General features: G+C 71.9%; 19 protein-coding genes. 15 read left to right on the top strand and 4 right to left on the bottom strand.

The genetic code is table 11. From position 1 onward, the window contains the following. The first annotated feature begins 50 nt into the window (after positions 1 to 50). Together OG937_15705 and pruA are read left to right on the top strand one after the other, a co-directional pair. A complete protein-coding gene (locus OG937_15705) occupies positions 51 to 980 on the top strand; it encodes a proline dehydrogenase family protein (GenBank protein ID WUD73035.1) in 930 nt (309 codons plus the stop codon). A 37-nt stretch (positions 981 to 1,017) separates the two neighbouring features. Beyond that, on the top strand, positions 1,018 to 2,658 hold the full coding sequence (pruA, locus tag OG937_15700; GenBank protein ID WUD73034.1) for an L-glutamate gamma-semialdehyde dehydrogenase: 1,641 nt from the start codon (positions 1,018 to 1,020) through the stop codon (positions 2,656 to 2,658). 416 nt (positions 2,659 to 3,074) lie between these two features. Here pruA and OG937_15695 read toward each other — a convergent pair whose 3' ends face one another. After that, the gene (locus OG937_15695; protein WUD73033.1) at positions 3,075 to 4,643 is read right to left on the bottom strand and encodes a metallophosphoesterase family protein; all 1,569 of its coding nucleotides are present in this window, start codon (positions 4,641 to 4,643) and stop codon (positions 3,075 to 3,077) included. 130 nt (positions 4,644 to 4,773) lie between these two features. On the opposite strand from OG937_15695, the gene OG937_15690 reads away from it, so the two are divergent. Further along, on the top strand, positions 4,774 to 5,811 hold the full coding sequence (locus tag OG937_15690; protein WUD73032.1) for a 3-isopropylmalate dehydrogenase: 1,038 nt from the start codon (positions 4,774 to 4,776) through the stop codon (positions 5,809 to 5,811). A 208-nt stretch (positions 5,812 to 6,019) separates the two neighbouring features. Further along, positions 6,020 to 7,108 carry a branched-chain amino acid aminotransferase gene (locus OG937_15685; GenBank protein ID WUD73031.1) on the top strand — a complete coding sequence of 363 codons (1,089 nt, stop codon included), beginning with the start codon at positions 6,020 to 6,022 and terminating at the stop codon, positions 7,106 to 7,108. 122 nt (positions 7,109 to 7,230) lie between these two features. Here OG937_15685 and OG937_15680 read toward each other — a convergent pair whose 3' ends face one another. Then, on the bottom strand, positions 7,231 to 8,658 hold the full coding sequence (locus tag OG937_15680; protein WUD73030.1) for a cytosine permease: 1,428 nt from the start codon (positions 8,656 to 8,658) through the stop codon (positions 7,231 to 7,233). A gap of 142 nt (positions 8,659 to 8,800) precedes the next feature. Here OG937_15680 and ureA point away from each other — a divergent pair, with 142 nt between their 5' ends. From ureA to OG937_15650, 6 genes are all read left to right on the top strand, one after another. Continuing rightward, positions 8,801 to 9,484: an urease subunit gamma gene (ureA, locus tag OG937_15675; protein ID WUD73029.1), complete on the top strand. Its 684-nt coding sequence runs from the start codon at positions 8,801 to 8,803 to the stop codon at positions 9,482 to 9,484. After that, positions 9,481 to 11,169, top strand: coding sequence for an urease subunit alpha (locus OG937_15670; protein WUD73028.1), 1,689 nt, complete (start codon positions 9,481 to 9,483; stop codon positions 11,167 to 11,169). Before ureA ends, OG937_15670 begins: the two co-directional genes overlap by 4 nt. 14 nt (positions 11,170 to 11,183) lie before the next feature. Next, the gene (locus OG937_15665) at positions 11,184 to 12,227 is read left to right on the top strand and encodes an agmatine deiminase family protein (GenBank protein WUD73027.1); all 1,044 of its coding nucleotides are present in this window, start codon (positions 11,184 to 11,186) and stop codon (positions 12,225 to 12,227) included. 16 nt (positions 12,228 to 12,243) lie between these two features. After that, positions 12,244 to 12,858: a TetR family transcriptional regulator gene (locus tag OG937_15660; GenBank protein ID WUD73026.1), complete on the top strand. Its 615-nt coding sequence runs from the start codon at positions 12,244 to 12,246 to the stop codon at positions 12,856 to 12,858. Positions 12,859 to 13,178: 320 nt separating this feature from the next. Then, positions 13,179 to 14,783: a citramalate synthase gene (gene cimA, locus OG937_15655; protein WUD73025.1), complete on the top strand. Its 1,605-nt coding sequence runs from the start codon at positions 13,179 to 13,181 to the stop codon at positions 14,781 to 14,783. A gap of 188 nt (positions 14,784 to 14,971) precedes the next feature. Further along, complete coding sequence (locus OG937_15650) at positions 14,972 to 15,478, top strand: hypothetical protein (protein ID WUD73024.1); 507 nt, start codon at positions 14,972 to 14,974, stop codon at positions 15,476 to 15,478. 168 nt (positions 15,479 to 15,646) lie between these two features. Here the strand turns inward: OG937_15650 and OG937_15645 are convergent, their stop codons facing one another. Beyond that, positions 15,647 to 16,480, bottom strand: coding sequence for an MOSC N-terminal beta barrel domain-containing protein (locus tag OG937_15645; protein ID WUD73023.1), 834 nt, complete (start codon positions 16,478 to 16,480; stop codon positions 15,647 to 15,649). Between the two features lie 69 nt (positions 16,481 to 16,549). On the opposite strand from OG937_15645, the gene OG937_15640 reads away from it, so the two are divergent. From OG937_15640 to OG937_15620, 5 genes are all read left to right on the top strand, one after another. After that, entirely contained in the window at positions 16,550 to 17,029 is a 480-nt protein-coding gene (locus OG937_15640) for a GNAT family N-acetyltransferase (GenBank protein WUD73022.1), read from the top strand. Between the two features lie 93 nt (positions 17,030 to 17,122). Continuing rightward, on the top strand, positions 17,123 to 18,199 hold the full coding sequence (locus tag OG937_15635) for a CoA ester lyase (GenBank protein WUD73021.1): 1,077 nt from the start codon (positions 17,123 to 17,125) through the stop codon (positions 18,197 to 18,199). After that, positions 18,196 to 19,068 (top strand): CoA ester lyase, encoded by an 873-nt coding sequence (locus OG937_15630; protein ID WUD73020.1) that lies wholly within the window; start codon positions 18,196 to 18,198, stop codon positions 19,066 to 19,068. The genes OG937_15635 and OG937_15630 overlap by 4 nt, the downstream gene beginning before the upstream one ends. Before the next feature lie 167 nt (positions 19,069 to 19,235). After that, positions 19,236 to 20,858: an acyl-CoA carboxylase subunit beta gene (locus tag OG937_15625; GenBank protein WUD73019.1), complete on the top strand. Its 1,623-nt coding sequence runs from the start codon at positions 19,236 to 19,238 to the stop codon at positions 20,856 to 20,858. A 16-nt stretch (positions 20,859 to 20,874) separates the two neighbouring features. Next, positions 20,875 to 21,093 (top strand): acyl-CoA carboxylase subunit epsilon, encoded by a 219-nt coding sequence (locus OG937_15620; protein ID WUD73018.1) that lies wholly within the window; start codon positions 20,875 to 20,877, stop codon positions 21,091 to 21,093. A gap of 71 nt (positions 21,094 to 21,164) precedes the next feature. Here the strand turns inward: OG937_15620 and OG937_15615 are convergent, their stop codons facing one another. Beyond that, the gene (locus OG937_15615; GenBank protein ID WUD73017.1) at positions 21,165 to 21,479 is read right to left on the bottom strand and encodes an SUKH-4 family immunity protein; all 315 of its coding nucleotides are present in this window, start codon (positions 21,477 to 21,479) and stop codon (positions 21,165 to 21,167) included. Positions 21,480 to 21,489 lie beyond the last annotated feature (10 nt).

Here is a 21,489-nt window from a genome sequence, read left to right as displayed (position 1 = left end):
CACGGCGACGCTGCCTGCCCCCTGGGCAGCCCTTCCTCCAGGAGGAGACCGTGCTGGGTCCCGTGCTGCTCGCCGCCTCGCGCAGCGACCGTATGCGCCGCGTCGTCGCGGGCGCGCCGATCACCCGCCCCGTGGTGAACCGCTTCATCGCGGGTGACGAACTGGCGCCCGCGATGGAGACCGTGCGGTCACTGACCGCCTCCGGCCTGGAGGTCACGCTCGACCACCTGGGTGAGGACGTCACCGACAAGGCGACCGCGCTCGCGACCCGCGACGCCTACCTGCGGCTGCTGGAGGCCCTGAAGGCCGAGGGCCTGGGCACCCGCGCCGAGGTCTCCGTCAAGCTGTCGGCCTTCGGGCAGGCCCTGCCGGCCGGCGGCCACGACATCGCGCTGGAGAACGTCCGTCCCGTCGCCGACCTGGCGAGCGAGATCGGCACCACCGTCACGCTCGACATGGAGGACCACACCACGGTCGACTCCACCCTCGCGATCCTCGCCGACCTGCGCCTGCGCCACCCCGGCACCGGCGCCGTCCTGCAGTCGTACCTCTTCCGCACCGAGGAGGACGCCCGCAACCTCGCCGTCGCCGGCTCCCGCGTGCGCCTGGTCAAGGGCGCCTACAAGGAGCCCGCCACCGTCGCCCACCAGGACAAGGCCGAGGTCGACCGCGCCTACGTGCGCTGCCTGAAGATCCTGATGGCGGGCGAGGGCTACCCGATGATCGGCTCCCACGACCCGCGGCTGATCTCCATCGCCCAGGAGCTCGCCCACCGGCACGGCCGCAAGCAGGGCTCGTACGAGTTCCAGATGCTGTACGGGATCCGCACCGCCGAGCAGCGGCGCCTGGCCGACGAGGGCGAGCGCATGCGCATCTACGTCCCGTACGGCGCAGACTGGTACGGGTACTTCATGCGGCGTCTCGCGGAGCGGCCGGCGAACCTGGCCTTCTTCCTGCGGTCCTTCCTCCCCACCCGCTGAGCCCACGACCCCACAAGGACACAAGGAGATGTCTTCCATGGACGCTGTGACCCAGGTCCCCGCCCCGGTGAACGAGCCGGTGCACTCCTACGCCCCGGGGAGCCCGGAGCGGGCCCGGCTGGAGGCGAAGCTGAAGGAGCTGGCCGGGAACCCGGTGGAGCTGCCGATGACCATCGGCGGCGTGCGGCGGATGGGCGGCGGCGAGCGCTTCGACGTCGTGCAGCCGCACAACCACGGCGCCCGCCTCGGCACCTACGCCAACGCCACGCAGGACGACGCCCGCGACGCGATCGACGCCGCGCTGACCGCCGCCCCGGCCTGGCGCGCCATGTCCTTCGACGACCGCGCCGCCATCATCCTGCGCGCCGCCGACCTGCTGGCCGGCCCCTGGCGCGAGACGATCGCCGCCTCCACGATGCTCGGCCAGTCCAAGACCGCCCAGCAGGCCGAGATCGACAGCCCCTGCGAGCTGGTCGACTTCTGGCGCTTCAACGTGCACTTCGCCCGCCAGATCCTGGCCGAGCAGCCGATCGCCAACTCCCCGGGTGTGTGGAACCGCCTCGACCACCGCCCGCTCGAGGGCTTCGTCTACGCGATCACGCCCTTCAACTTCACCGCGATCGCCGGCAACCTGCCGACCGCCCCGGCCCTCATGGGCAACGTCGTGGTGTGGAAGCCCTCCCCGACCCAGACGCACGCGGCCGTGCTGCTGATGGAGCTGCTGGAGGAGGCCGGGCTGCCCAAGGGCGTCATCAACCTGGTCACCGGCGACGGCATCGCCGTCTCCGAGGTTGCCCTGGAGCACCCGGACCTGGCCGGCATCCACTTCACCGGTTCCACCCGGACCTTCCAGCACCTGTGGCGGACGGTCGGCAACAACATCGACAAGTACCGCTCCTACCCGCGGATCGTCGGCGAGACCGGCGGCAAGGACTTCGTCGTCGCCCACCCCTCGGCCGATCCGGCGGTGCTGAAGACCGCGCTGACCCGCGGCTCCTTCGAGTACCAGGGCCAGAAGTGCTCCGCCACCTCCCGCGCCTACATCCCGCGCTCCCTGTGGGAGAACGGCTTCAAGGAGGAGTTCGCGGCCGAGGTCGACGGCCTCACCATGGGTGACGTCACCGACCTGTCGAACTTCATCGGCGCCGTGATCGACGAGCGCGCCTTCGCCAAGAACAAGGCCGCCATCGACCGCGCCAAGGCCGACCCGACCGTCGAGGTCGTCGCCGGCGGCACCTACGACGACAGCGTCGGCTACTTCGTCCGGCCGACCGTGCTGGCCTCCTCCGACCCGGAGAACGAGATCTTCCGCGAGGAGTACTTCGGCCCGGTCCTGGGCGTCCACGTCTACGACGACGCCGACGAGGGCGCCTTCGAGGCGATGCTGACCCAGATGGAATCGGTCGCCGCGTACGCGCTGACCGGCTCGGTCGTCGCCCGTGACCGCGCCGCGGTCGCCCACGTCATGGAGCGGCTGCGCTTCGCCGCGGGCAACTTCTACATCAACGACAAGTCCACCGGCGCCGTGGTCGGCCAGCAGCCGTTCGGTGGCGGCCGCGCCTCCGGCACCAACGACAAGGCGGGTGCGGCGCAGAACCTCATGCGCTGGACGTCGACCCGGTCGATCAAGGAGGCCCTGGTGCCCCCGACCGACTACCGCTACCCGCACATGGGCTGACCTCCGCGTCACCCGGACGAGCCCGCAAGGGGCAGGGCCCGGTACCCCCGATTCCGTGGGGTGCCGGGCCTTCGCCGTCTCAGATAGTAGGAAGTCCGAGTAATTGTGGAGACAGATCGGCGGAGCTGTCCTAGCTTTGTAGGAGCCGAACGTCTCGCTCCACCAGCGACCGGCGGACAGTCGCGCACCTGTGGCAGGTCACCCCCTGCAGCGCCGCTCCCCGCCCCGTTCTATGGCGACACAACCCTCTCTTCTTCTCCGGGAGCTGTTCACCATGGACGAGACCGCCCGCAAGAACGCCGCCGAAGCCCTCCAGCGCGCCCTGGACCGCCGTGACAACGGCGGATCGACGGGACACGAGCCGCGTTGACCGGCCACTCCGTTCCCCATCCCCTCCGCCGTCTGCGACGCCTGGCCTACCTGGCCGTCCGCGCGATGGTGAAGTGATCGATCCGTCTGCCGTTCTCGGCGAGCGCCGAGACGACCAGCCGCGCCGTCCCACCGGGCGGCGCGGGCTGCGACTCCACGGCCAGGAACGAGTGGCCGGTGTAGCGGACGCGTGACCACTCCACCGTCTCCGTGGCCTTGTGGGCACCCTTCACCCAGCGGTAGGTCTCCACGCCGTCCAGGTCCTTGACGTGCCCTTCGTGGCTGTCCGGCACCGGGAAGGCGTACAGGCTCTTCCCGGCGCCGCCCGCCGTGACGTAGACGATGCCGTCCCGCTCGGGGTGTGCGGTCGCCCCGATGGGGACGTCCTTGCCCACGGCGTCGCGGCGCACCGCGTCGGTGCGCTCGTAGACGTGGTTGTGCCCGTTCACCACCAGGTCGACCCGGTGCTTCTCGAAGAGCGGTACCCAGGCCTCGCGCACCCCGCCCTCGGAGGCGTGCGCGCTGGTGGTCGAGTAGGCGCAGTGGTGGAAGAAGACGACGACGAAGTCGACGCCGCGCCGCGCCCGCAGCTCGCCCAGCCGCCGGTCCAGCCAGGCGGTCTGCCGGCCGCCGCTGATCCCGTGGTTGGCCGGGATCTCGTACGACACGTCGTTGGCGTCCAGCGCCACGACGGCCACGTTGCCGTAGCCGAAGGAGTAGACGCCGGGGAGCCGCACCGGGTCCGGTCCGTTGCCCGGCAGCGACCAGCGGGCCTCCTGGCCGCCGTAGCCGTTGGGGGAGTACCAGGCCTCCATGTCGTGGTTGCCGAGCGCGACCATCCACGGGACGCGTGAGGCGACGCTCTCGGTCTGGGCGAGGAACTGGTCCCACACACGCGCGTCGTAGGTGTCGCCCTCCTTGCCCCGGCCCGAGTCGTCGGCGTAGCAGATGTCGCCCGCGTGCAGGTGGAACGCGGGGTTCTGAGCCAGGATCAGACTGTCGTTGGCCAGGGCGTGGTAGCCGACACCCTGGTCGCCGAAGGCCGTGAACACGAACGACCGGCGCTGCCCGGGGTCCGGTGCGGTGGCGAAGGAGCCGATCGTGGCGTAGGCGGGCGCCGACGCGGGGTCGAAGCCCTGGTGTCCCACGCCGTAGTAGTACGTGGTGCCGGGGCGCAGCCCGTCGAGCGCCGCGTGCAGGTAGTACTGCTCCACCGCGGGCAGTTCCTTGCCGAGCGCCGCCGTGTGCAGCGGGCGCACCTCGGCCTCGATCCGCTGCCCGAGGTCCCAGGGCCGCAACCCCACCCGGACGAACGGCCCCCGCACCGGCAGCGGCACCTGCCAGGAGACGCGCATCTGGGTCCTTGGATCGGCACCGAAGGCCAGGTGCCGGCCGAACGGGGCCACCAGCGCACCGTCCACGTGGACCGCGGCCGGCTCCCTCCCGGCGTACGCGGACGCGCCCAGCACACCGGCCCCGGCGACGATCCCGGTGGCCGCGACACCGCCCCGGATCACCCGTCTGCGGGAGTGCCGCTCCCGCAGCCAGGCGTGCTGCTCCGCCATGCTCAGACGGCCGGCGAGGTCCTCGTCGATGCCCATGCGTGGAGTGTCCATGGACAGGGAATTCCCTTCCGCCGCCAACTCAGCACGGTCATACGGGTGAACAGCACCTGGCGCGTACAGGAGGCGTCCGCCATGCGGACATCATGTGTCATTCCATGGACGGCAGAGTAGGGTTCTCGCCATGTCTCGCAGCATCAGTCTCGCAGTGATCCCCGGCGACGGAATCGGCCAGGAGGTGGTGGCCGAGGGCCTGAAGGTCCTGTCCGCCGTGCTTCCGCAGGACGTGAAGCTGGAGACCAAGGAGTACAGCCTCGGCGCCAAGCGCTGGCACGAGACCGGCGAGACCCTGCCGGACGCGGAGCTGGAACAGCTCAAGGCCCACGACGCGATCCTGCTCGGCGCCGTCGGCGACCCGTCGGTGCCCTCCGGCGTCCTGGAGCGCGGGCTGCTGCTGAAGCTCCGCTTCGCCTTCGACCACCACGTCAACCTGCGGCCCTCCCGGCTCTTCCCGGGTGTGAAGGGTCCGCTGGCCGGCGAGCCGAGCATCGACTTCGTCGTCGTCCGCGAGGGCACCGAGGGCCCGTACGTCGGCAACGGCGGCTCCCTGCGCACCGGTACGCCGCAGGAGGTGGCCACCGAGGTCAGCCTCAACACGGCGTTCGGCATCGAGCGCGTGGTGCGCGACGCCTACGCCCGCGCCCAGGCGCGCCCCCGCAGGAAGCTGACGCTGGTCCACAAGAACAACGTCCTCGTGCACGCCGGCCACCTGTGGAAGAACATCTTCGACAAGGTCGGCGAGGAGTACCCCGAGGTCACCACCGACTACCTGCACGTGGACGCGGCGACGATCTTCTTCGTCACCCAGCCCGAGCGCTTCGACGTGATCGTCACCGACAACCTCTTCGGTGACATCCTCACCGACCTGGCCGCCGCCGTGACCGGTGGCATCGGCCTCGCCGCCAGCGGCAACATCAACCCGGGCGGCGCGTTCCCGTCGATGTTCGAGCCGGTGCACGGCTCCGCCCCGGACATCGCCGGCCAGGGCAAGGCCGACCCGACCGCCACCGTGCTCTCGGTCGGCATGCTGCTGCGGCACCTCGGTTACACCGCCGAGGCCGAGCGGATCGAGGCCGCCGTCGCCGCGGACCTCGCCGAGCGCTCCGGGACGCGCAGCACCTCCGAGATCGGCGACGCGCTCGCCGCGCGAGTAGCCGGCTGACCGCCGGGTTAGCCTCCGCCAGTCGGCCCGGCCGGTCAGTGACCGCTCCACGACTGACCCTGACCTCTCGGGCCGCGCATGTATGTCCCCGGCCCCGCCGCTGCGATAATCAGCGGTGGGGCCGCTGTGCGAGGGGAAACTCGGACGTCCTAGCACCTCGGGACGGCGGGTGCGGTCCGCCCTGACCCTGACGCGAAGGACACGACAGATGACGACGCCCACGATCGAGCTCAAGCCCTCCTCGCGCCCGCTGCCCGACGCGCAGCGCGAGGCGATCCTCGCCAGCCCCGGCTTCGGCCGCCACTTCACCGACCACATGGTGACGATCCGGTGGACCGAGGGCCGTGGCTGGCACGACGCGGAGCTCGTCCCGTACGCGCCGCTCTCCATCGACCCCGCGAACATGACGCTGCACTACGCGCAGACGATCTTCGAGGGTCTCAAGGCCTACCGTCAGCCCGACGGGTCCGTCGCCACCTTCCGTCCCGAGGCCAACGCTGAGCGCTTCCAAGCCTCCGCCCGCCGCCTGGCCATGCCCGAGCTGCCCGTCGAGACCTTCCTCGCCGCCGTCGACGCGCTCGTCACCCAGGACGAGGCGTGGGTGCCCAGCCAGGGCGAGCAGTCGCTGTACCTGCGTCCCTTCATGTTCGCCACCGAGGTCGGCCTCGGCGTCAAGCCGGCCAACGAGTACCTGTTCATGGTCATCGCCTCCCCGGCCGGGGCCTACTTCCCCGGTGGCGTCAAGCCGGTCTCCGTCTGGCTCTCCGAGGAGTACGTCCGTGCCGCGCCCGGCGGCACCGGCGCCGCGAAGGCCGGCGGCAACTACGCCGCGTCGCTGGTCGCCCAGGCCCAGGCCATCGAGCACGGCTGCGACCAGGTCGTGTGGCTCGACGCGATCGAGCGCCGCTGGATCGAGGAGATGGGCGGCATGAACCTGTACTTCGTGTACGGGAACACGATCGTCACCCCCGAGCTCACCGGCTCCCTCCTCCCCGGCATCACCCGCGCCTCGCTGCTGCGCATCGCCGCCGACCTCGGCTACGAGGTCCGCGAGGGCCGCATCTGCGTGGACGACTGGAAGAACGGCAACGCGGACGGATCGCTGACCGAGGTCTTCGCCTGCGGCACCGCGGCCGTCATCACGCCGGTCGGTTCCGTGAAGTCCACCCGCGCGGACTGGACCGTCGGTGACGGCAAGCCGGGCGAGGTGACCATGAAGCTGCGCAAGGCGCTGCTCGACATCCAGACCGGCCAGTCCCCCGACACCCACGGCTGGATGCACCCTCTGGGCCGCTGACCGCCCGCCGCCCCCGTACGGCGCCGCGCCGGGCAGGACCCGCGCGGCGCCGTACACCTGTCCGCGCGGCGCCGTACACCTGTCCGCGCGACGGCGGGGCCGGGCGGGGGAGCGGCCCCGCCTCACACGGTGACCGCGACCCGTTCCGGGGTCCGCGCCGGCGGCACGGGGTGCGGGCGGCCCGCGTTGAGCACGAGGTACACCGCGGCCGTGACGGCACCCGATATCAGGAAGCTGAGGTCGATCCCGCCGGTCACGGACAGCAGGGGCCCGCTGTAGGCCGGGGTGTCGACGGCGAGCAGCCCGATGCCGGACCCCGCCGCCCAGGCGAGCGTGGCCTGCACGTTCCAGCCGCCGCGGTACCAGTACAGACCGCCGCGGCTGCGCCGGTTGTAGACCTGGAGGGCGTCGGCGTCGTAGCGGCCCCGGCTCCGGGCGAATCCGATGAGGGTGACGACCGCCCACGGGGTGCCCACGGCGGTGAGCAGCAGGACGAACGAGGTCATCGCGTCCTGCGCGGCCCAGGCGAAGTGCCCGAAGTAGACCAGTGCGGTGGAGACCGCGGCCACCACGTAGGTCGCCTGCGTGCGCGTCGCCCGCGGCAGGATCGCGTCCAGGTCCAGGCCCATGCTGTAGAGCATCAGCCCCGCGTTGCCCACCGAGCCCGCCGACGCGTTGGCCAGCAGCAGCACCAGGTACCAGGCGGGCGCCGCCGCGACGAGGGGCCCCGCGTAGTCCTCGCCGGCCCCCACCGCGAGCGCGGTGAAGGTGCCGAAGAGCTGGGGCACGAGCAGTCCGGCGACGAGCCCGGCGCAGGTGGCCCGGAAGACCCGCGGCTGGGAGAAGCGGCGCGGCGATATGTAGCGCGTGTAGTCGCCCAGCAGCGTGATGAACGCGATCGGCCCGCTCAGGCCTGCCGAGACCGTGGCGAGCAGCCAGGTCGGCCAGAAGCCGCCGAGCAGGTACTCCGTGCCGGCGGGCGCGGCCGTCGTGAAGTCCCCCGCGTACGCGAGGACCCCGATGACCAGCAGCACCGTCAGCCCTATGGACAGGGCACGGCTGAGCCGCAGCAGCATCCGGTAGCCGAAGACGGCGGATGTGGCGGTGCAGGCCGCGAGCAGGGCGTAGACCACGGCGTAGCTCCAGCCGCCGGCCGGCAGCCCGACGAGCCGGCCGAGGCAGCCGACGACGGCGTCACCGCCGACCCACAGGGTCAGCGCGGTGTAGCCGAGCGACAGGAGCAGGCCGATGACCGAGCCGAGCAGCCGGCCGCGCACGCCGAAGTGGGCGCCGCTGCTCGTGGAGAGGTTGGTGGCGGTGCGCAGCGAGACCAGCGCGAGCGGGGCGACCAGCACCGTGCCGACCACGGTGCCCAGGATCAGGGACGTGACGGAGGCCCACCAGCCGAGGCCGAACGAGACCGGGAGCCAGCCGAAGACGATCACGCCCAGCGCGAGGTTGGAGCCCAGCAGGATGCTGACCAGGTCGCGGGGGCGACTGGTCCGTTCCTCATCGGGGACGGTGTCCACTCCGCGTTGTTCGATCTGCATGGCGGGCTCCCTTGCCGTGCCGGGAAAGTTTGAACGCCACTCAATTTCCTCTGACCCAGGGTCGAGGTCAATACTTCCCCTGGGTGGCTTTCAGGTTTAGAGTGGTGCTCTAATCGGTGATCGATGTGGGAGGTGCGGAGGCGTGAGGCTCACCCCGACCGAGCGCGACCGGCTGCTGCTGTTCGGCGCCGCGGAGCTGGCCCGGGCCCGCCGGGCGCGCGGGCTGCGGCTCAACGTGCCCGAGGCCACCGCCCTGATCGCCGACACGGTCTGCGAGGCCGCGCGGGACGGCGCGCGCCTCGCGGAGGCGGTCGAGGCCGGCCGTGCCGTGCTCGGCCCCGGCGACGTGCTGCCCGGGGTGGCGGACGTCGTCACCGAGGTCCACGTGGAGGCCGTCTTCGACGACGGGTCCCGGCTGGCCGTGGTCACGGACCCGATCGGCGGGGGCTCGCTGGGGGCGGACGCCCCCGGCGCCGTGCTGCCCGGCCCGGCCCATCCCGAGCGGCCCCCGGAGGTGGTGGTGGCCGTGCTCAACACCGCCTCCGTACCGGTCAGCGTGACCTCGCACTTCCACTTCTTCGAGGCCAACCCCCGGCTGGACTTCGACCGTTCGGCGGCGTACGGCATGCGGCTGGACGTGCCGGCCGGTTCCTCCGTGCGCTTCGGGCCGGGGGAGGCGCGGGAGGTCGGGCTGGTCCCGGTCGGCGGCGACCGTGTGGTGATCGGTTTCGCCGGGCTCGTCGACGGCCCGCTCGACGCGCCCGGCGCGAAGGCGGAGGCGCTGCGGCGGGCCGCCGCCTGCGGATACCTGGGAGCGGGGTCATGAGCATCGACCCGTACGAGTACGCCGCCGTGCACGGACCGCGTGCCGGAGACCGGGTCCGGCTGGGCGACTCGGGCCTGGTGGTCCGCGTCGAGTCGGACTCCCAGCGGCCCGGGGACGAGTTCCTCGCCGGGTTCGGCAAGACCGCCCGCGACGGGCTGGCGCTCAAGGCCGCCGCCGTCCGCGAGACCTGCGACGTGGTGATCAGCAACGTGCTGGTCATCGACGCGGCCGTCGGCATCCGCAAGGTGTCCGTCGGCATCCGCGAGGGCCGCATCCACGCCATCGGCCGGGCCGGCAACCCCGACACCCTCGACGGGGTGGACGTCGTGGTCGGCACGGGCACCTCCATCGTGTCCGGCGAGGGGCTGATCGCCACCGCCGGAGCCGTGGACACCCATGTCCACCTGCTGTCCCCGCGCATCATGGAGGCCTCGCTCGCCTCCGGGGTCACCACGATCATCGGCCAGGAGTTCGGGCCCGTGTGGGGCGTCGGCGTCAACTCGCCCTGGGCGCTGCGGCACGCCTTCAACTCCTTCGACGCCTGGCCCGTCAACATCGGCTTCCTCGGCCGCGGTTCGTCCTCCGACCCGGCGCCGCTGGTCGAGGCGCTCGCCGAGGGCGGGGCGTCCGGCTTCAAGGTCCACGAGGACATGGGCGCCCACACCCGCGCCCTGGACACCGCGCTGCGCGTGGCCGAGGAGTACGACGTCCAGGTCGCCCTGCACAGCGACGGCCTGAACGAATGCCTGTCCGTGGAGGACACCCTGCGCGTGCTGGAGGGCCGAACGATCCACGCCTTCCACATCGAGGGCTGCGGCGGCGGTCACGTCCCCAACGTCCTGAAGATGGCGGGCGTGCCCAACGTCATCGGCTCCTCCACCAACCCCACACTGCCCTTCGGCCGCGACGCGGTCGGCGAGCACTACGGGATGATCGTCTCCGTCCACGACCTCAAGCCCGACCTGCCGGGCGATGCCGCGATGGCCCGCGACCGCATCCGCGCCGGGACGATGGGCGCCGAGGACGTGCTGCACGACCTGGGGGCGATCGGCATCACCTCCTCCGACGCCCAGGGCATGGGCCGCGCCGGTGAGACCGTACGCCGCACCTTCGCCATGGCCGGCAAGATGAAGTCCGAGCGCGGCCCCCTGGAGGGGGACGGCCCGGACGACGACAACGCCCGCGTGCTGCGCTACGTCGCCAAACTCACCATCAACCCGGCGATCGCCCACGGCCTCGCCCACGAGATCGGCTCGATCGAGGTCGGCAAGCTCGCCGACATCGTGCTGTGGCGGCCGCAGTACTTCGGCGCCAAGCCGCAGATGGTGCTCAAGTCCGGCTTCCCCGCGTACGGGGTCACCGGCGACCCGGGCGCCGCCACCGACACCTGCGAACCGCTCGTCCTCGGCCCGCTGTTCGGGGCCCACGGCGCGACCGCCGCCGACCTGTCCGTGGCGTTCGTGGCCCGCCCCGCCCTGGAGCTGGAGCACGACCGGATGCCCACCCGGCGCCGCCGCGTGGCCGTGCGCGGCACCCGCGGCATCGGCCCGGCCGACCTCGTCCTCAACTCCCGCACCGGGCAGGTCGACGTGGACGGCGGGACGGGCCTGGTGACGCTCGACGGCGACCCACTGCGCTCCGAGCCCGCGGAACAGGTGTCGCTCAGCCGTCTCTACTTCTTGTGACAAGGACCAGCACGATGCCCACCACCCCCGCCGCCGACGGCTACGCGATGCCGCCCGAGTGGGCCCCGCACACCCGCACCTGGATGGCGTGGCCGTCTCCCAGCGTCACCTTCGACGGCGCCGAGGACCTGGCCGTGTCCCGCGCGGCCTGGGCCGCCGTGGCCCGGACGGTCGCACGCTTCGAGCCGGTGACCGTCGTGGCGCGGCCCGAGGACGCCGCCGGCGCCCGGGAGCTGCTCGGCTCCGGTGGCGCGCAGGTCACGGTCGCCGAGGCGCCGCTGGACGACGCCTGGATGCGCGACATGGGCCCGACCTTCCTGACCGGTGCCGGACGCCTCGCGGCCGCCGACTGGACGTTCAACGGCTGGGGCGCCCAGGAGTGGGCGGCCTGGGGGCACGACGCGGAGATCGGCGCCTTCGTCGCCGGACGGGCGGGCGCGACCCGCTACGCCACGTCCTTCGTGAACGAGGGCGGCGGCATCCACGTCGACGGCGAGGGCACCGTGCTGCTCACCGAGACCGTGCAGCTCGACCCGGGCCGCAACCCGGGCTGGACCAGGGAGCGGGTGGAGGCCGAGGTCCACGCCTTCCTCGGCACCCGCAAGGCGATCTGGCTGCCCCGCGGTCTCACCGCCGACTACGGCCGCTTCGGCACCCGCGGGCACGTCGACATCGTGGCGGCCTTCGTCCGCCCCGGCGTGGTCGTCGTCCACAGCCAGCAGGACCCGGCCCACCCCGACCACGCCGTCTCCCGGGAGGTCGCGTCCCTGCTGCGGGCCGCCACCGACGCCAAGGGCCGGCCGCTGGAGGTCGTGGAGCTGCCCGCGCCCCAGGTCCAGGAGGTGGACGGCGAGCTGGTCGACTACTCCTACGTCAACCACTACCTCTGCAACGGCGCCGTGATCCTGTGCGGCTTCGACGACCCCGCCGACGAGGTCAACAAGGCCGTCTTCGAGCGGCTCCTCCCGCAGCGGCAGGTCGTGCTGGTGGACGCTCGTACGATCTTCGCCCACGGTGGTGGTATTCATTGCGTGACCCAGCAGCAGCCCCAGGTGTGACCGCCCCGGAGGAACAGTGACCGGACCCGCCCGCCCGCGGCGGCGGCTCAAGCAGCCCCGCGAGGACGTGATGGCCGCCGCCATGGCGACCATCGCCGAGCGCGGGCTGGCCGAGCTGACCATCGCGGGCCTCGGCCGGCAGGTCGGCATGAGCAGCGGCCACGTCCTCTACTACTTCGGCAGCAAGGACGAGCTGCTGCTGCAGACCCTCGAATGGAGCGAGGAGCAGCTCGCCGCCGAGCGCCGGCGGGTGCTGGGCAGCCCCACCGCTCCCAGGGAACGGCTCGACGCGGTCATCGACCTGTACCTGCCCGACGGGCGCCGCGACCCGCGCTGGACGCTCTGGTCCGAGATCTGGAACAGGACGACGGCCGCCGAGGAGGTGCTCCGCCGCCAGCTCGATCTCGAACTGGTCTGGCACCGCGACCTGGTCGCCCTGCTCGCCGAGGGCATCTCGCGCGGCGACTTCCGGCCCCTGGATCCCGAGCGCTTCACCGTACGGCTGAGGGCGCTGCTGGACGGCTTCGGCGTGCCCCTGGTCATCGGGCTGCCCGGGTTGGACCGCGAGCAGGCCCTGGAGCACGTCAAGGAGTTCCTGGACGACGCCCTCACCCCGGCGCCCACCGCCTGACGGCCGGCCCGCCGCCGACCGGGTGCCCGCATCCTGAGACCGTGTCCCACGCCCGCGGGTCCTGTGGCAGACTGCCGATGTGCCCTCGTTCGCCATGATTATCGGCAGCAGGCGCGCCGGTCCTCAGTGATCGCCGAACCGCAGACCACCGCGGAAGCGACCACCGTGTCCCAGACCCGCGCGCAGACCTCTCGCACCCGCGAGGGGTCTTTTCGTTTCCCGGCCCACCCGTGCCGGAGGCGGTGCAGCGCGAGGGAAGATGGGGGCAAGTGGAGCCCGGTCTTCCGGAACCACTCACCCGACAGGAGTTGGAACGAACCATGACGGCCGTACTGGACGACAGCTTCCACGTCTTCGACACCACGCTGCGCGATGGCGCGCAGCGCGAGGGCATCAACCTCACCGTCGCCGACAAGCTGACGATCGCCCGGCACCTGGACGACTTCGGGGTGGGCTTCATCGAGGGCGGCTGGCCCGGCGCCAACCCGCGCGACACCGAGTTCTTCGCCCGCGCCGCCGCCGAGCTGGACCTGTCGCACGCCCAGCTGGTGGCCTTCGGTGCCACGCGCCGCGCCGGCGGCAATGCGGCGGAGGACCCGCAGGTCAGGGCGCTTCTGGAGTCGGGCGCACCGGTCATCACCCTGGTCGCCAAGTCCCATGACCGGCACGTCGAGCTGGCCCTGCGGACCACGCTGGAGGAGAACCTGGAGATGGTCCGGGACACCGTCTCCTACCTGCGCTCCCAGGGCCGCAGGGTCTTCGTCGACTGCGAGCACTTCTTCGACGGCTACAAGGCCAACCCGGCGTACGCCAAGGAGGTCGTGCGCGCCGCCCACGAGGCCGGCGCCGACGTCGTCGTCCTGTGCGACACCAACGGCGGGATGCTCCCCGGCCAGATCACCGCCGTCGTCCGCACCGTGCTCGCCGACACCGGGGCCCGTCTGGGGATCCACGCCCAGGACGACACCGGCTGCGCCGTCGCCAACACCCTCGCCGCCGTCGACGCGGGCGCCACGCACGTCCAGTGCACCGCAAACGGCTACGGCGAGCGCGTCGGCAACGCCAACCTCTTCCCGGTCGTGGCGGCGCTGGAGCTCAAGTACGGCCGCAAGGTCCTGCCCGCAGGCGCCCTCGTCGAGATGACGCGCATCTCGCACGCCATCGCCGAGGTCGTCAACCTCACGCCCTCCACCCACCAGCCGTACGTGGGAATCTCGGCCTTCGCCCACAAAGCCGGGCTGCACGCCTCGGCGATCAAGGTCGATCCCGACCTCTACCAGCACATCGACCCGGAACTGGTCGGCAACACCATGCGCATGCTGGTCTCCGACATGGCGGGCCGTGCCTCGGTGGAGCTCAAGGGCAAGGAACTCGGCATCGACCTCGGTGACGACCGCGAGCTGATCGGCCGGGTCGTGGCGCGCGTCAAGGAGCGCGAACTGGCGGGCTACACCTACGAGGCCGCCGACGCCTCCTTCGAACTCCTGCTGCGCGAGGAGGTCGAGGGCCGCCCGCTGCACTACTTCCGGGTCGAGTCCTGGCGCGCCATCGTCGAGGACCGCCCCGACGGCACCCACGCCAACGAGGCGACGGTCAAGGTGTGGGCCGACGGCCAGCGCATCGTCGCCACCGCCGAGGGCAACGGCCCGGTCAACGCGCTGGACCGCGCGCTGCGCGTGGCGCTGGAGCGGACCTACCCGCAGCTGGCGAAGCTGGAGCTGGTGGACTACAAGGTCCGCATCCTGGAGGGCAAGCACGGCACGGAGTCCATCACCCGGGTACTGGTCTCCACCTCCGACGGCATCTCCGAGTGGTCCACCGTCGGTGTCGGCGAGAACGTCATCGCCGCCTCCTGGCAGGCCCTGGAGGACGCGTACGCGTACGGGCTGCTGCGCGCCGGCGTGGAGCCGCGCCGGAACGACTGACGGCCGCCGGCCGATGAGGACGCGGACGCGGACGCGGACACGGCACCGACCGTGTCCGCGTCCCCTTCCACGGCGGCCCAACTGCCGTGCATACGCGCGTAGAACGCCGGGCACACTCCACCTGCTCCACCTGCTCCAGCTGCACAGCCGCCCCACCGGAAGCACGGTCACCAGCAGGAGGAATCCCCATGAAGTTCCGCTCCGTCCTGAGCGCACTCGTCCTCGCGCTCGGAGTGCTGTTCGCCCCCGGCGTCGGTCTCGCCGCGTCCCACGACGCCTACGCCGTCACCAAACTGACGCACGCCCAGGCCACGACGATGTTCCGCAACGCCGGGATCACCTGGTCCTCGTCAGGTGGCTGTTCCAACCGCAACAACGCGACCTGCACGTCCTTCGACCAGCTCAACCAGGCGACCGCCCAGGGCGCGGTCACCCTGAAGGGCGCCACCGGCTGCGCCCTGAACATCACCGGCGGCACCGAGACCGGTCACGCGAGCGGCACCTACTCGCACTGGAACGGCTACAAGCTCGACTACGGCAAGAACAGCTGCGTCACCAACTACATCCACAGCGCCTTCACCTACATCGGCCTGCGCGGTGACGGCGCCCCCCAGTACCGCTCCGGCTCGGGCAACATCTACGCCGACGAGGGCAACCACTGGGACGTCCTGTACTACAACTGCGGCGGCTGCTGATCCTCGCCGGGTGAGCCGCCCGCGGCCCGGTCCCGGCCGAGCCGCGGGCGGTCCCGTACCTTCACGACAGGCGCCTCGCAGCCGTCGAGCTCCAGCACCACGAGCTCGTTGCGGCCCGGGCGCAGCAGCGGCCACGGCCGGCTTCCGTTCGGCCGACCGGGAGGGCGGTCACGCCCAGGCCCGCACCTCCACCGGGTCGCCCACCGCGATCGTGCCCGCCCGGAGCACCGCCGCCTTCATCGCGAAGCTCACCTTGTTGCCGTACTCCGGCTCCCGCCGGTAGCCGGCCAGGGTGCGCACCGGCTCCGGGCCGGCCGTACGGCCGGTCGCCTGGTCGACCAGCGGCACGGAGCAGCGCATCGCGCGGACGGAGTAGCCGAGCCGGGCGGTGCCGACGTCCATGAGCCGCACCCGGTCCTCGGTGTGGGGCTCGCTCCAGCCGGCGACCACGATGTTGGGACGGAAGCGGTCCATGGGCACGGGTGTGCCGCCGCGCTCGGTGATGCGCCGGTTGAGGTCGTCGAGCGAGGCCAGCGAGGCCACCGAGAGGGCGTGGGCGTCGGCGAAGTTGACCTTGCCGGGGTGCTCGCCCCAGCCGTCCCGGTCGAAGCCCGGGCGCACGCGCACCAGGCGGGAGGGCGCCCCCAGCGCCTCGGAGAACCAGCGCGCGGCCTCCTCGCCCTGGTCCACCGCCGGTCCCAGCGGCCGGTCGAACAGGACGACCTCACGCGGCGGCCCCGCGTACGCCACCTCCAGCGTGAGTTCCCCGGCGCCGGGCGCCGACAGCGCCAGGTGCTTGCCGTCGTCGGTGACGTCCGCGCGCACCACGGCCATCCGCGGCAGCGTCCGCTGACTGCGGAAGGACCCGTCGGCGGCGTCGACCACCATGAACGTACGGTCGTGGGCCAGACCGGTCGCGCCGACGGCGACGCCGTCCAGGGGCACGCCGGCACAGCCCTTGACGGGGTAGCAGGTCAGCGAGTGCACGGTCGCGGCGGTCATGGGGCTCGTCCTTCCCGGGGCGGAGAAACCCATTCGATCACGCTCCCGCTCCCGGCGTACGGTCATCGCGTGACCGATGCCACAGCGATACGGATCAGGCCCGGACGGGCCGCGGACGCGGACGCGATCACCGCGGTCTTCCTCGCCTCCCGGGCGGCCGCCATGCCCTGGCTGCCCCGCCTGCACACCGACGAGGAGACCCGGTGGTGGGTCGCGAACGTCGTCCTGGAGCAGTGCCGGGTGTGGGTCGCGGAGCAGACCGCGACCGGCGCCGCGACCGGCTTCGCGGCGCTCGACGGCGACTGGCTGGAGCACCTCTACCTGCGGCCCGACGCACGCGGACGCGGCATCGGCTCGCGGCTGCTCGACGAGGTCGTGCGCCACCACCCGGACGGCCCACTGTCGTTGCACGTCTTCCGGCGCAACGCCGCGGCACGCGCGTTCTACGAACGGCACGGCTTCCGGGCCGTCCCCGGCAGCGAGAGCACCGCGAACGAGGAGGGCGAGCCGGACCTGACCTACCGTCTGCCGCCCGTGGCCGACCGGTGACCAACGGCACACGTACCGACCAGTAACGCGGGGGTCCCGCGGATCATAAAGTGAGCGCCGTACGCTCCCCACCCTCGAACCCCGGGAGACCGCATGCGTTCCGCGAAGGACTTCTTCCGACCGCTGGCCGTGGGGGCCCCGGCCCCCGTACGGGAAGTACCGTTCCGGCCGTCGCGGATGATCCACTTCTTCGATCCGAGCAACGAGAAGATGGCCGCGAAGGTCCCCTCCATCGCCCCCAAGGTGGACGTCCTGCTGGGCAACCTGGAGGACGCCGTCTCGGCCGACCGCAAGGAGGCCGCACGCGCCGGGCTGGTCGCCACGGCCAAGGCCCACGACTTCGGCGACACCCAGCTGTGGACCCGGATCAACAGCCTCGACTCGCCGTGGGCGCTGGACGACCTGCTGACCCTGGTCACCGAGATCGGCCACAAGCTCGACGTCGTGATGGTGCCCAAGGTGGAGGGCGCCGAGGACATCCACTACGTCGACCGGCTGCTCGCCCAGCTGGAGGCCAAGGCGGGCATCGCGCGGCCGATCCTCGTCCACGCGATCCTGGAGACCGCCACGGGCGTGGCGAACGTCGAGGAGATCGCCGGGGCCAGCCCCCGGATGCAGGGCATCTCCCTCGGCCCGGCCGACCTCGCGGCGAGCCGCCGCATGAAGACCACCCGCGTCGGCGGCGGGCATCCCGGGTACCTCGTGCGGGAGGACCCCAAGGACGCCGATATGGAGCTGCCGCGGCTGACCTTCCAGCAGGACCTGTGGCACTACACGATCGCGCGCATGGTCGACGCCTGCGCCGCGCACGGGATCCTGCCGTACTACGGGCCCTTCGGCGACATCAAGGACACCACCGCCTGCGAGGACCAGTTCCGCAACGCCTTCCTGCTCGGCTGCGTCGGGGCGTGGAGCCTGCACCCGGTGCAGATCGACATCGCCAAGCGGGTCTTCTCCCCGGCGCCGGCGGACGTCGCCTGGGCGCGCAGGGTCATCGACGCCATGGGTGACGGCACCGGAGCGGTGATGATCGACGGCAAGATGCAGGACGACGCCACGGTGAAGCAGTGCCACGTCGTCGTCGAGCTCGCGGAGGCGCTGGCCGCCCGCGACCCGGAGCTGGCGCAGGCGTACGAGGCCGCGTACAAGGAGCAGGAGCAGAACCGATGACCGACGCGATCCTGCGGCCGCGCCGCTCCGTCCTGTACATGCCCGGCGCGAACGAGCGCGCCCTGGAGAAGGCGAAGACCCTCCCCACCGACGCGCTCATCCTCGACCTGGAGGACTCCGTCGCGCCGGACGCCAAGGCCGACGCCCGCAAGCGGGTCGCCGCGGCGGCGGCCTCGGGGGAGTACGGGTACCGGGAGGTCACCATCCGGGTGAACTCGCCCGGCACCCCCTGGCACGAGGACGACCTGCGGGCCGCCGCGGAGGCGGGCCCCGACGCCGTGGTCGTCCCCAAGGTGGACTCGGCCGCGACCGTGCACGCCATCGAGCGGGCCCTGGAGGCCGCCGGCGCCCCGGACCACACCGCCATCTGGGCGATGGTGGAGACTCCGCGCGCGATGCTGGACGCCCGTGCCATCGCGGCGGCCTCGGAACGGCTCGGCGTCCTGGTGATGGGCACCAACGACCTCGCCAAGGAACTGCACGCCGAGCACGTCCCGGGCCGCGCCCCGCTCCTCACCGGACTCTCCCTCGCCCTTCTGGGTGCGCGCGAGGCCGGCAAGGTGATTTTGGACGGTGTCTACAACGACGTCACGGACGAGACCGGCTTCGAGGCCGAGTGCGTCCAGGGCCGGCAGTTCGGCTTCGACGGCAAGACGCTCATCCACCCCAGGCAGGTGGAGGTATGCAACAGGGTGTTCGCCCCCTCGCAGGAGGAGGCCGACAGGGCGCGGCGCATCATCGAGGCCTTCGAGGAGGCCGTGGCCGAGGGCCGCGGGGTGGTCACGGTGGACGGCCGCATGATCGAGAACCTCCATGTGGATGACGCCCGGCGTGTCCTTGCGCTGGCCGAGGCGGTATCCGGAAGGTAGCGGTCCCGTTGCGTCCGGGTGGACGACCGCTACAAAGAAAAGGTCCCGCACGTGCCGTGCGGGGCCTTTCTTGTGTTGGTTCTGTCCAGATGCTCCATGAAGCGGGTCCGGACACTGTACGAAGTCGACGCCGATTATGACGGCCCTCCGCTCGTATGGTCGATGTCATGAGCGTTTTGGACGAGGTGCCGACCCAGCCCGCCGAGGCCGAAGGGGCCGAAGAGGCCGCGCAGCCGGCGAACGACGCCCGCGGGCGCGTCGCGGAACTGCACGCCATCCGCGAGCAGGTCCGGCTCGGCCCCAGCGAGAAGGCGACCCAGGCCCAGAAGGCCAAGGGCAAGCTCACCGCGCGCGAGCGCATCGAGCTGCTGCTCGACGAGGGCTCCTTCAACGAGGTGGAGCCGCTGCGGCGGCACCGCGCCAGCGGGTTCGGCCTGGAGGCGAAGAAGCCCTACACCGACGGGGTCATCACCGGCTGGGGCACCGTCCACGGGCGGACCGTCTTCGTGTACGCCCACGACTTCCGGATCTTCGGCGGCGCGCTGGGCGAGGCCCACGCCAGCAAGATCCACAAGATCATGGACATGGCCATCTCGGCCGGCGCCCCGCTGGTCTCGCTCAACGACGGTGCCGGCGCCCGCATCCAGGAGGGCGTCTCGGCGCTCGCCGGCTACGGCGGCATCTTCCAGCGCAACACCCGCGCCTCCGGTGTGATCCCGCAGATCTCCGTGATGCTCGGCCCCTGCGCCGGCGGCGCCGCGTACTCCCCGGCCCTGACCGACTTCGTGTTCATGGTCCGCGAGACCTCGCAGATGTTCATCACCGGCCCGGACGTGGTCCAGGCCGTCACCGGCGAGAAGATCTCCCAGAACGGGCTCGGCGGCGCCGACGTCCACTCCGAGGTCTCCGGTGTCTCGCACTTCGCGTACGACGACGAGCAGACCTGCCTGGAGGAGGTCCGCTACCTGCTGTCGATGCTGCCGCAGAACAACCGTGAGAACCCCCCGTCGGTCCCCGCCGCGGACCCGGCCGACCGGCGCGGCGACGTCCTGCTGGACATCGTCCCGGCCGACGGCAACCGCTCGTACGACATGCACCAGGTCATCGAGGAGCTCGTCGACGACGGCGAGTACCTGGAGATCCACGAGCGCTGGGCGACCAACATCATCGTGGCCCTGGCCCGCCTCGACGGCCAGGTCGTCGGCATCATCGCCAACCAGCCCGCCTCCCTCGCCGGCGTCCTCGACATCGAGGCCAGCGAGAAGGCCGCGCGCTTCGTCCAGATGTGCGACGCCTTCAACATCCCGCTCATCACCCTTCTGGACGTCCCCGGCTTCCTGCCCGGCGTCGACCAGGAGCACGGTGGCATCATCCGGCACGGCGCCAAGCTGCTGTACGCGTACTGCAACGCGACCGTGCCGCGGATCTCGCTGATCCTGCGGAAGGCGTACGGAGGTGCCTACATCGTCATGGACAGCCAGTCGATCGGCGCCGACCTCACCTACGCCTGGCCGACCAACGAGATCGCCGTCATGGGCGCCGAAGGCGCCGCCAACGTGATCTTCCGGCGCCAGATCGCCGAGGCCGACGACCCCGACGCCATGCGCGCCCGCATGGTGAAGGAGTACAAGTCCGAGCTGATGCACCCCTACTACGCCGCCGAACGCGGCCTGGTGGACGACGTGATCGACCCCGCCGAGACCCGCGAGGTCCTCATCCGCTCGCTCGCGATGCTGCGCACCAAGCACGCCGACCTGCCGTCCCGCAAGCACGGCAACCCGCCCCAGTAAGGGAGAGACGAACCCCGTGAGCACTCCTGCCGACAGCACCTCCGCCGCGCTCGTGCGCGTGGAGCGCGGCCACGCCAGCGACGAGGAACTGGCCGCACTCACCGCTGTCCTGCTCGCCCGCGCCGCGGCCCAGGGCCAGGACGCGACCGACTACGTCAAGCCCCGCTCCACGGCCGGCTGGCGCCGCCTCGAGCGGCAGTCCGGCTTCAGCGCGCCGCACAGCTGGCGCAGCTGACCCTCCGGCTCCGAACGGCGGCGCGGCACCCCTCCCGGGTGCCGCGCCGCCGTCGTCGTACGGGGACGTCCTCACCACATGCCGCCCGCGATGTCGTCGAAGACGGCCTCCCACAGCCCGTCGCCCCGTGGATCATCGACGAGACGTCGGTGTGGACCACCCTCGCAGTCCGTCAGGTCCTCGACGAGGGACGCGGCCCGCAGCGGCGTCGGGCCGCCCGCGAGGTCCTTCCGGAACTCGAAGAGCACACCGTCGGCCACCGGCAGCCCCACGTCCGCCAGGAAGCCGCGTGTGGGCCCGTGCGTGAGCCCTGCGTCCTGCCCCGTGGCGCGGACGCGCACGATCTGCTCCGGGGCGAAGACCTCGGCAAGGGAAGCGGCCGTCACGGGGGCGACC

Source organism: Streptomyces sp. NBC_00510, assembly GCA_036013505.1.
GTDB lineage: Bacteria > Actinomycetota > Actinomycetes > Streptomycetales > Streptomycetaceae > Actinacidiphila.
The sequence above is the reverse complement of the archived record's forward strand: the minus strand, read 5'-3'. Positions and strand labels throughout refer to the sequence as shown.

What these genes read in the sequence shown, in the direction of transcription:
- pruA (WUD73034.1), top strand. Translation starts at nt 1,018, where the DNA reads ATGGACGCTGTGACCCAGGTCCCCGCCCCGGTGAACGAGCCGGTGCAC.
- OG937_15695 (WUD73033.1), bottom strand. Translation starts at nt 4,643, where the DNA reads ATGGACACTCCACGCATGGGCATCGACGAGGACCTCGCCGGCCGTCTG.
- OG937_15690 (WUD73032.1), top strand. Translation starts at nt 4,774, where the DNA reads ATGTCTCGCAGCATCAGTCTCGCAGTGATCCCCGGCGACGGAATCGGC.
- OG937_15685 (WUD73031.1), top strand. Translation starts at nt 6,020, where the DNA reads ATGACGACGCCCACGATCGAGCTCAAGCCCTCCTCGCGCCCGCTGCCC.
- OG937_15680 (WUD73030.1), bottom strand. Translation starts at nt 8,658, where the DNA reads ATGCAGATCGAACAACGCGGAGTGGACACCGTCCCCGATGAGGAACGG.
- OG937_15670 (WUD73028.1), top strand. Translation starts at nt 9,481, where the DNA reads ATGAGCATCGACCCGTACGAGTACGCCGCCGTGCACGGACCGCGTGCC.
- OG937_15665 (WUD73027.1), top strand. Translation starts at nt 11,184, where the DNA reads ATGCCCACCACCCCCGCCGCCGACGGCTACGCGATGCCGCCCGAGTGG.
- cimA (WUD73025.1), top strand. Translation starts at nt 13,179, where the DNA reads ATGACGGCCGTACTGGACGACAGCTTCCACGTCTTCGACACCACGCTG.
- OG937_15650 (WUD73024.1), top strand. Translation starts at nt 14,972, where the DNA reads ATGAAGTTCCGCTCCGTCCTGAGCGCACTCGTCCTCGCGCTCGGAGTG.
- OG937_15645 (WUD73023.1), bottom strand. Translation starts at nt 16,480, where the DNA reads ATGACCGCCGCGACCGTGCACTCGCTGACCTGCTACCCCGTCAAGGGC.
- OG937_15635 (WUD73021.1), top strand. Translation starts at nt 17,123, where the DNA reads ATGCGTTCCGCGAAGGACTTCTTCCGACCGCTGGCCGTGGGGGCCCCG.
- OG937_15630 (WUD73020.1), top strand. Translation starts at nt 18,196, where the DNA reads ATGACCGACGCGATCCTGCGGCCGCGCCGCTCCGTCCTGTACATGCCC.
- OG937_15625 (WUD73019.1), top strand. Translation starts at nt 19,236, where the DNA reads ATGAGCGTTTTGGACGAGGTGCCGACCCAGCCCGCCGAGGCCGAAGGG.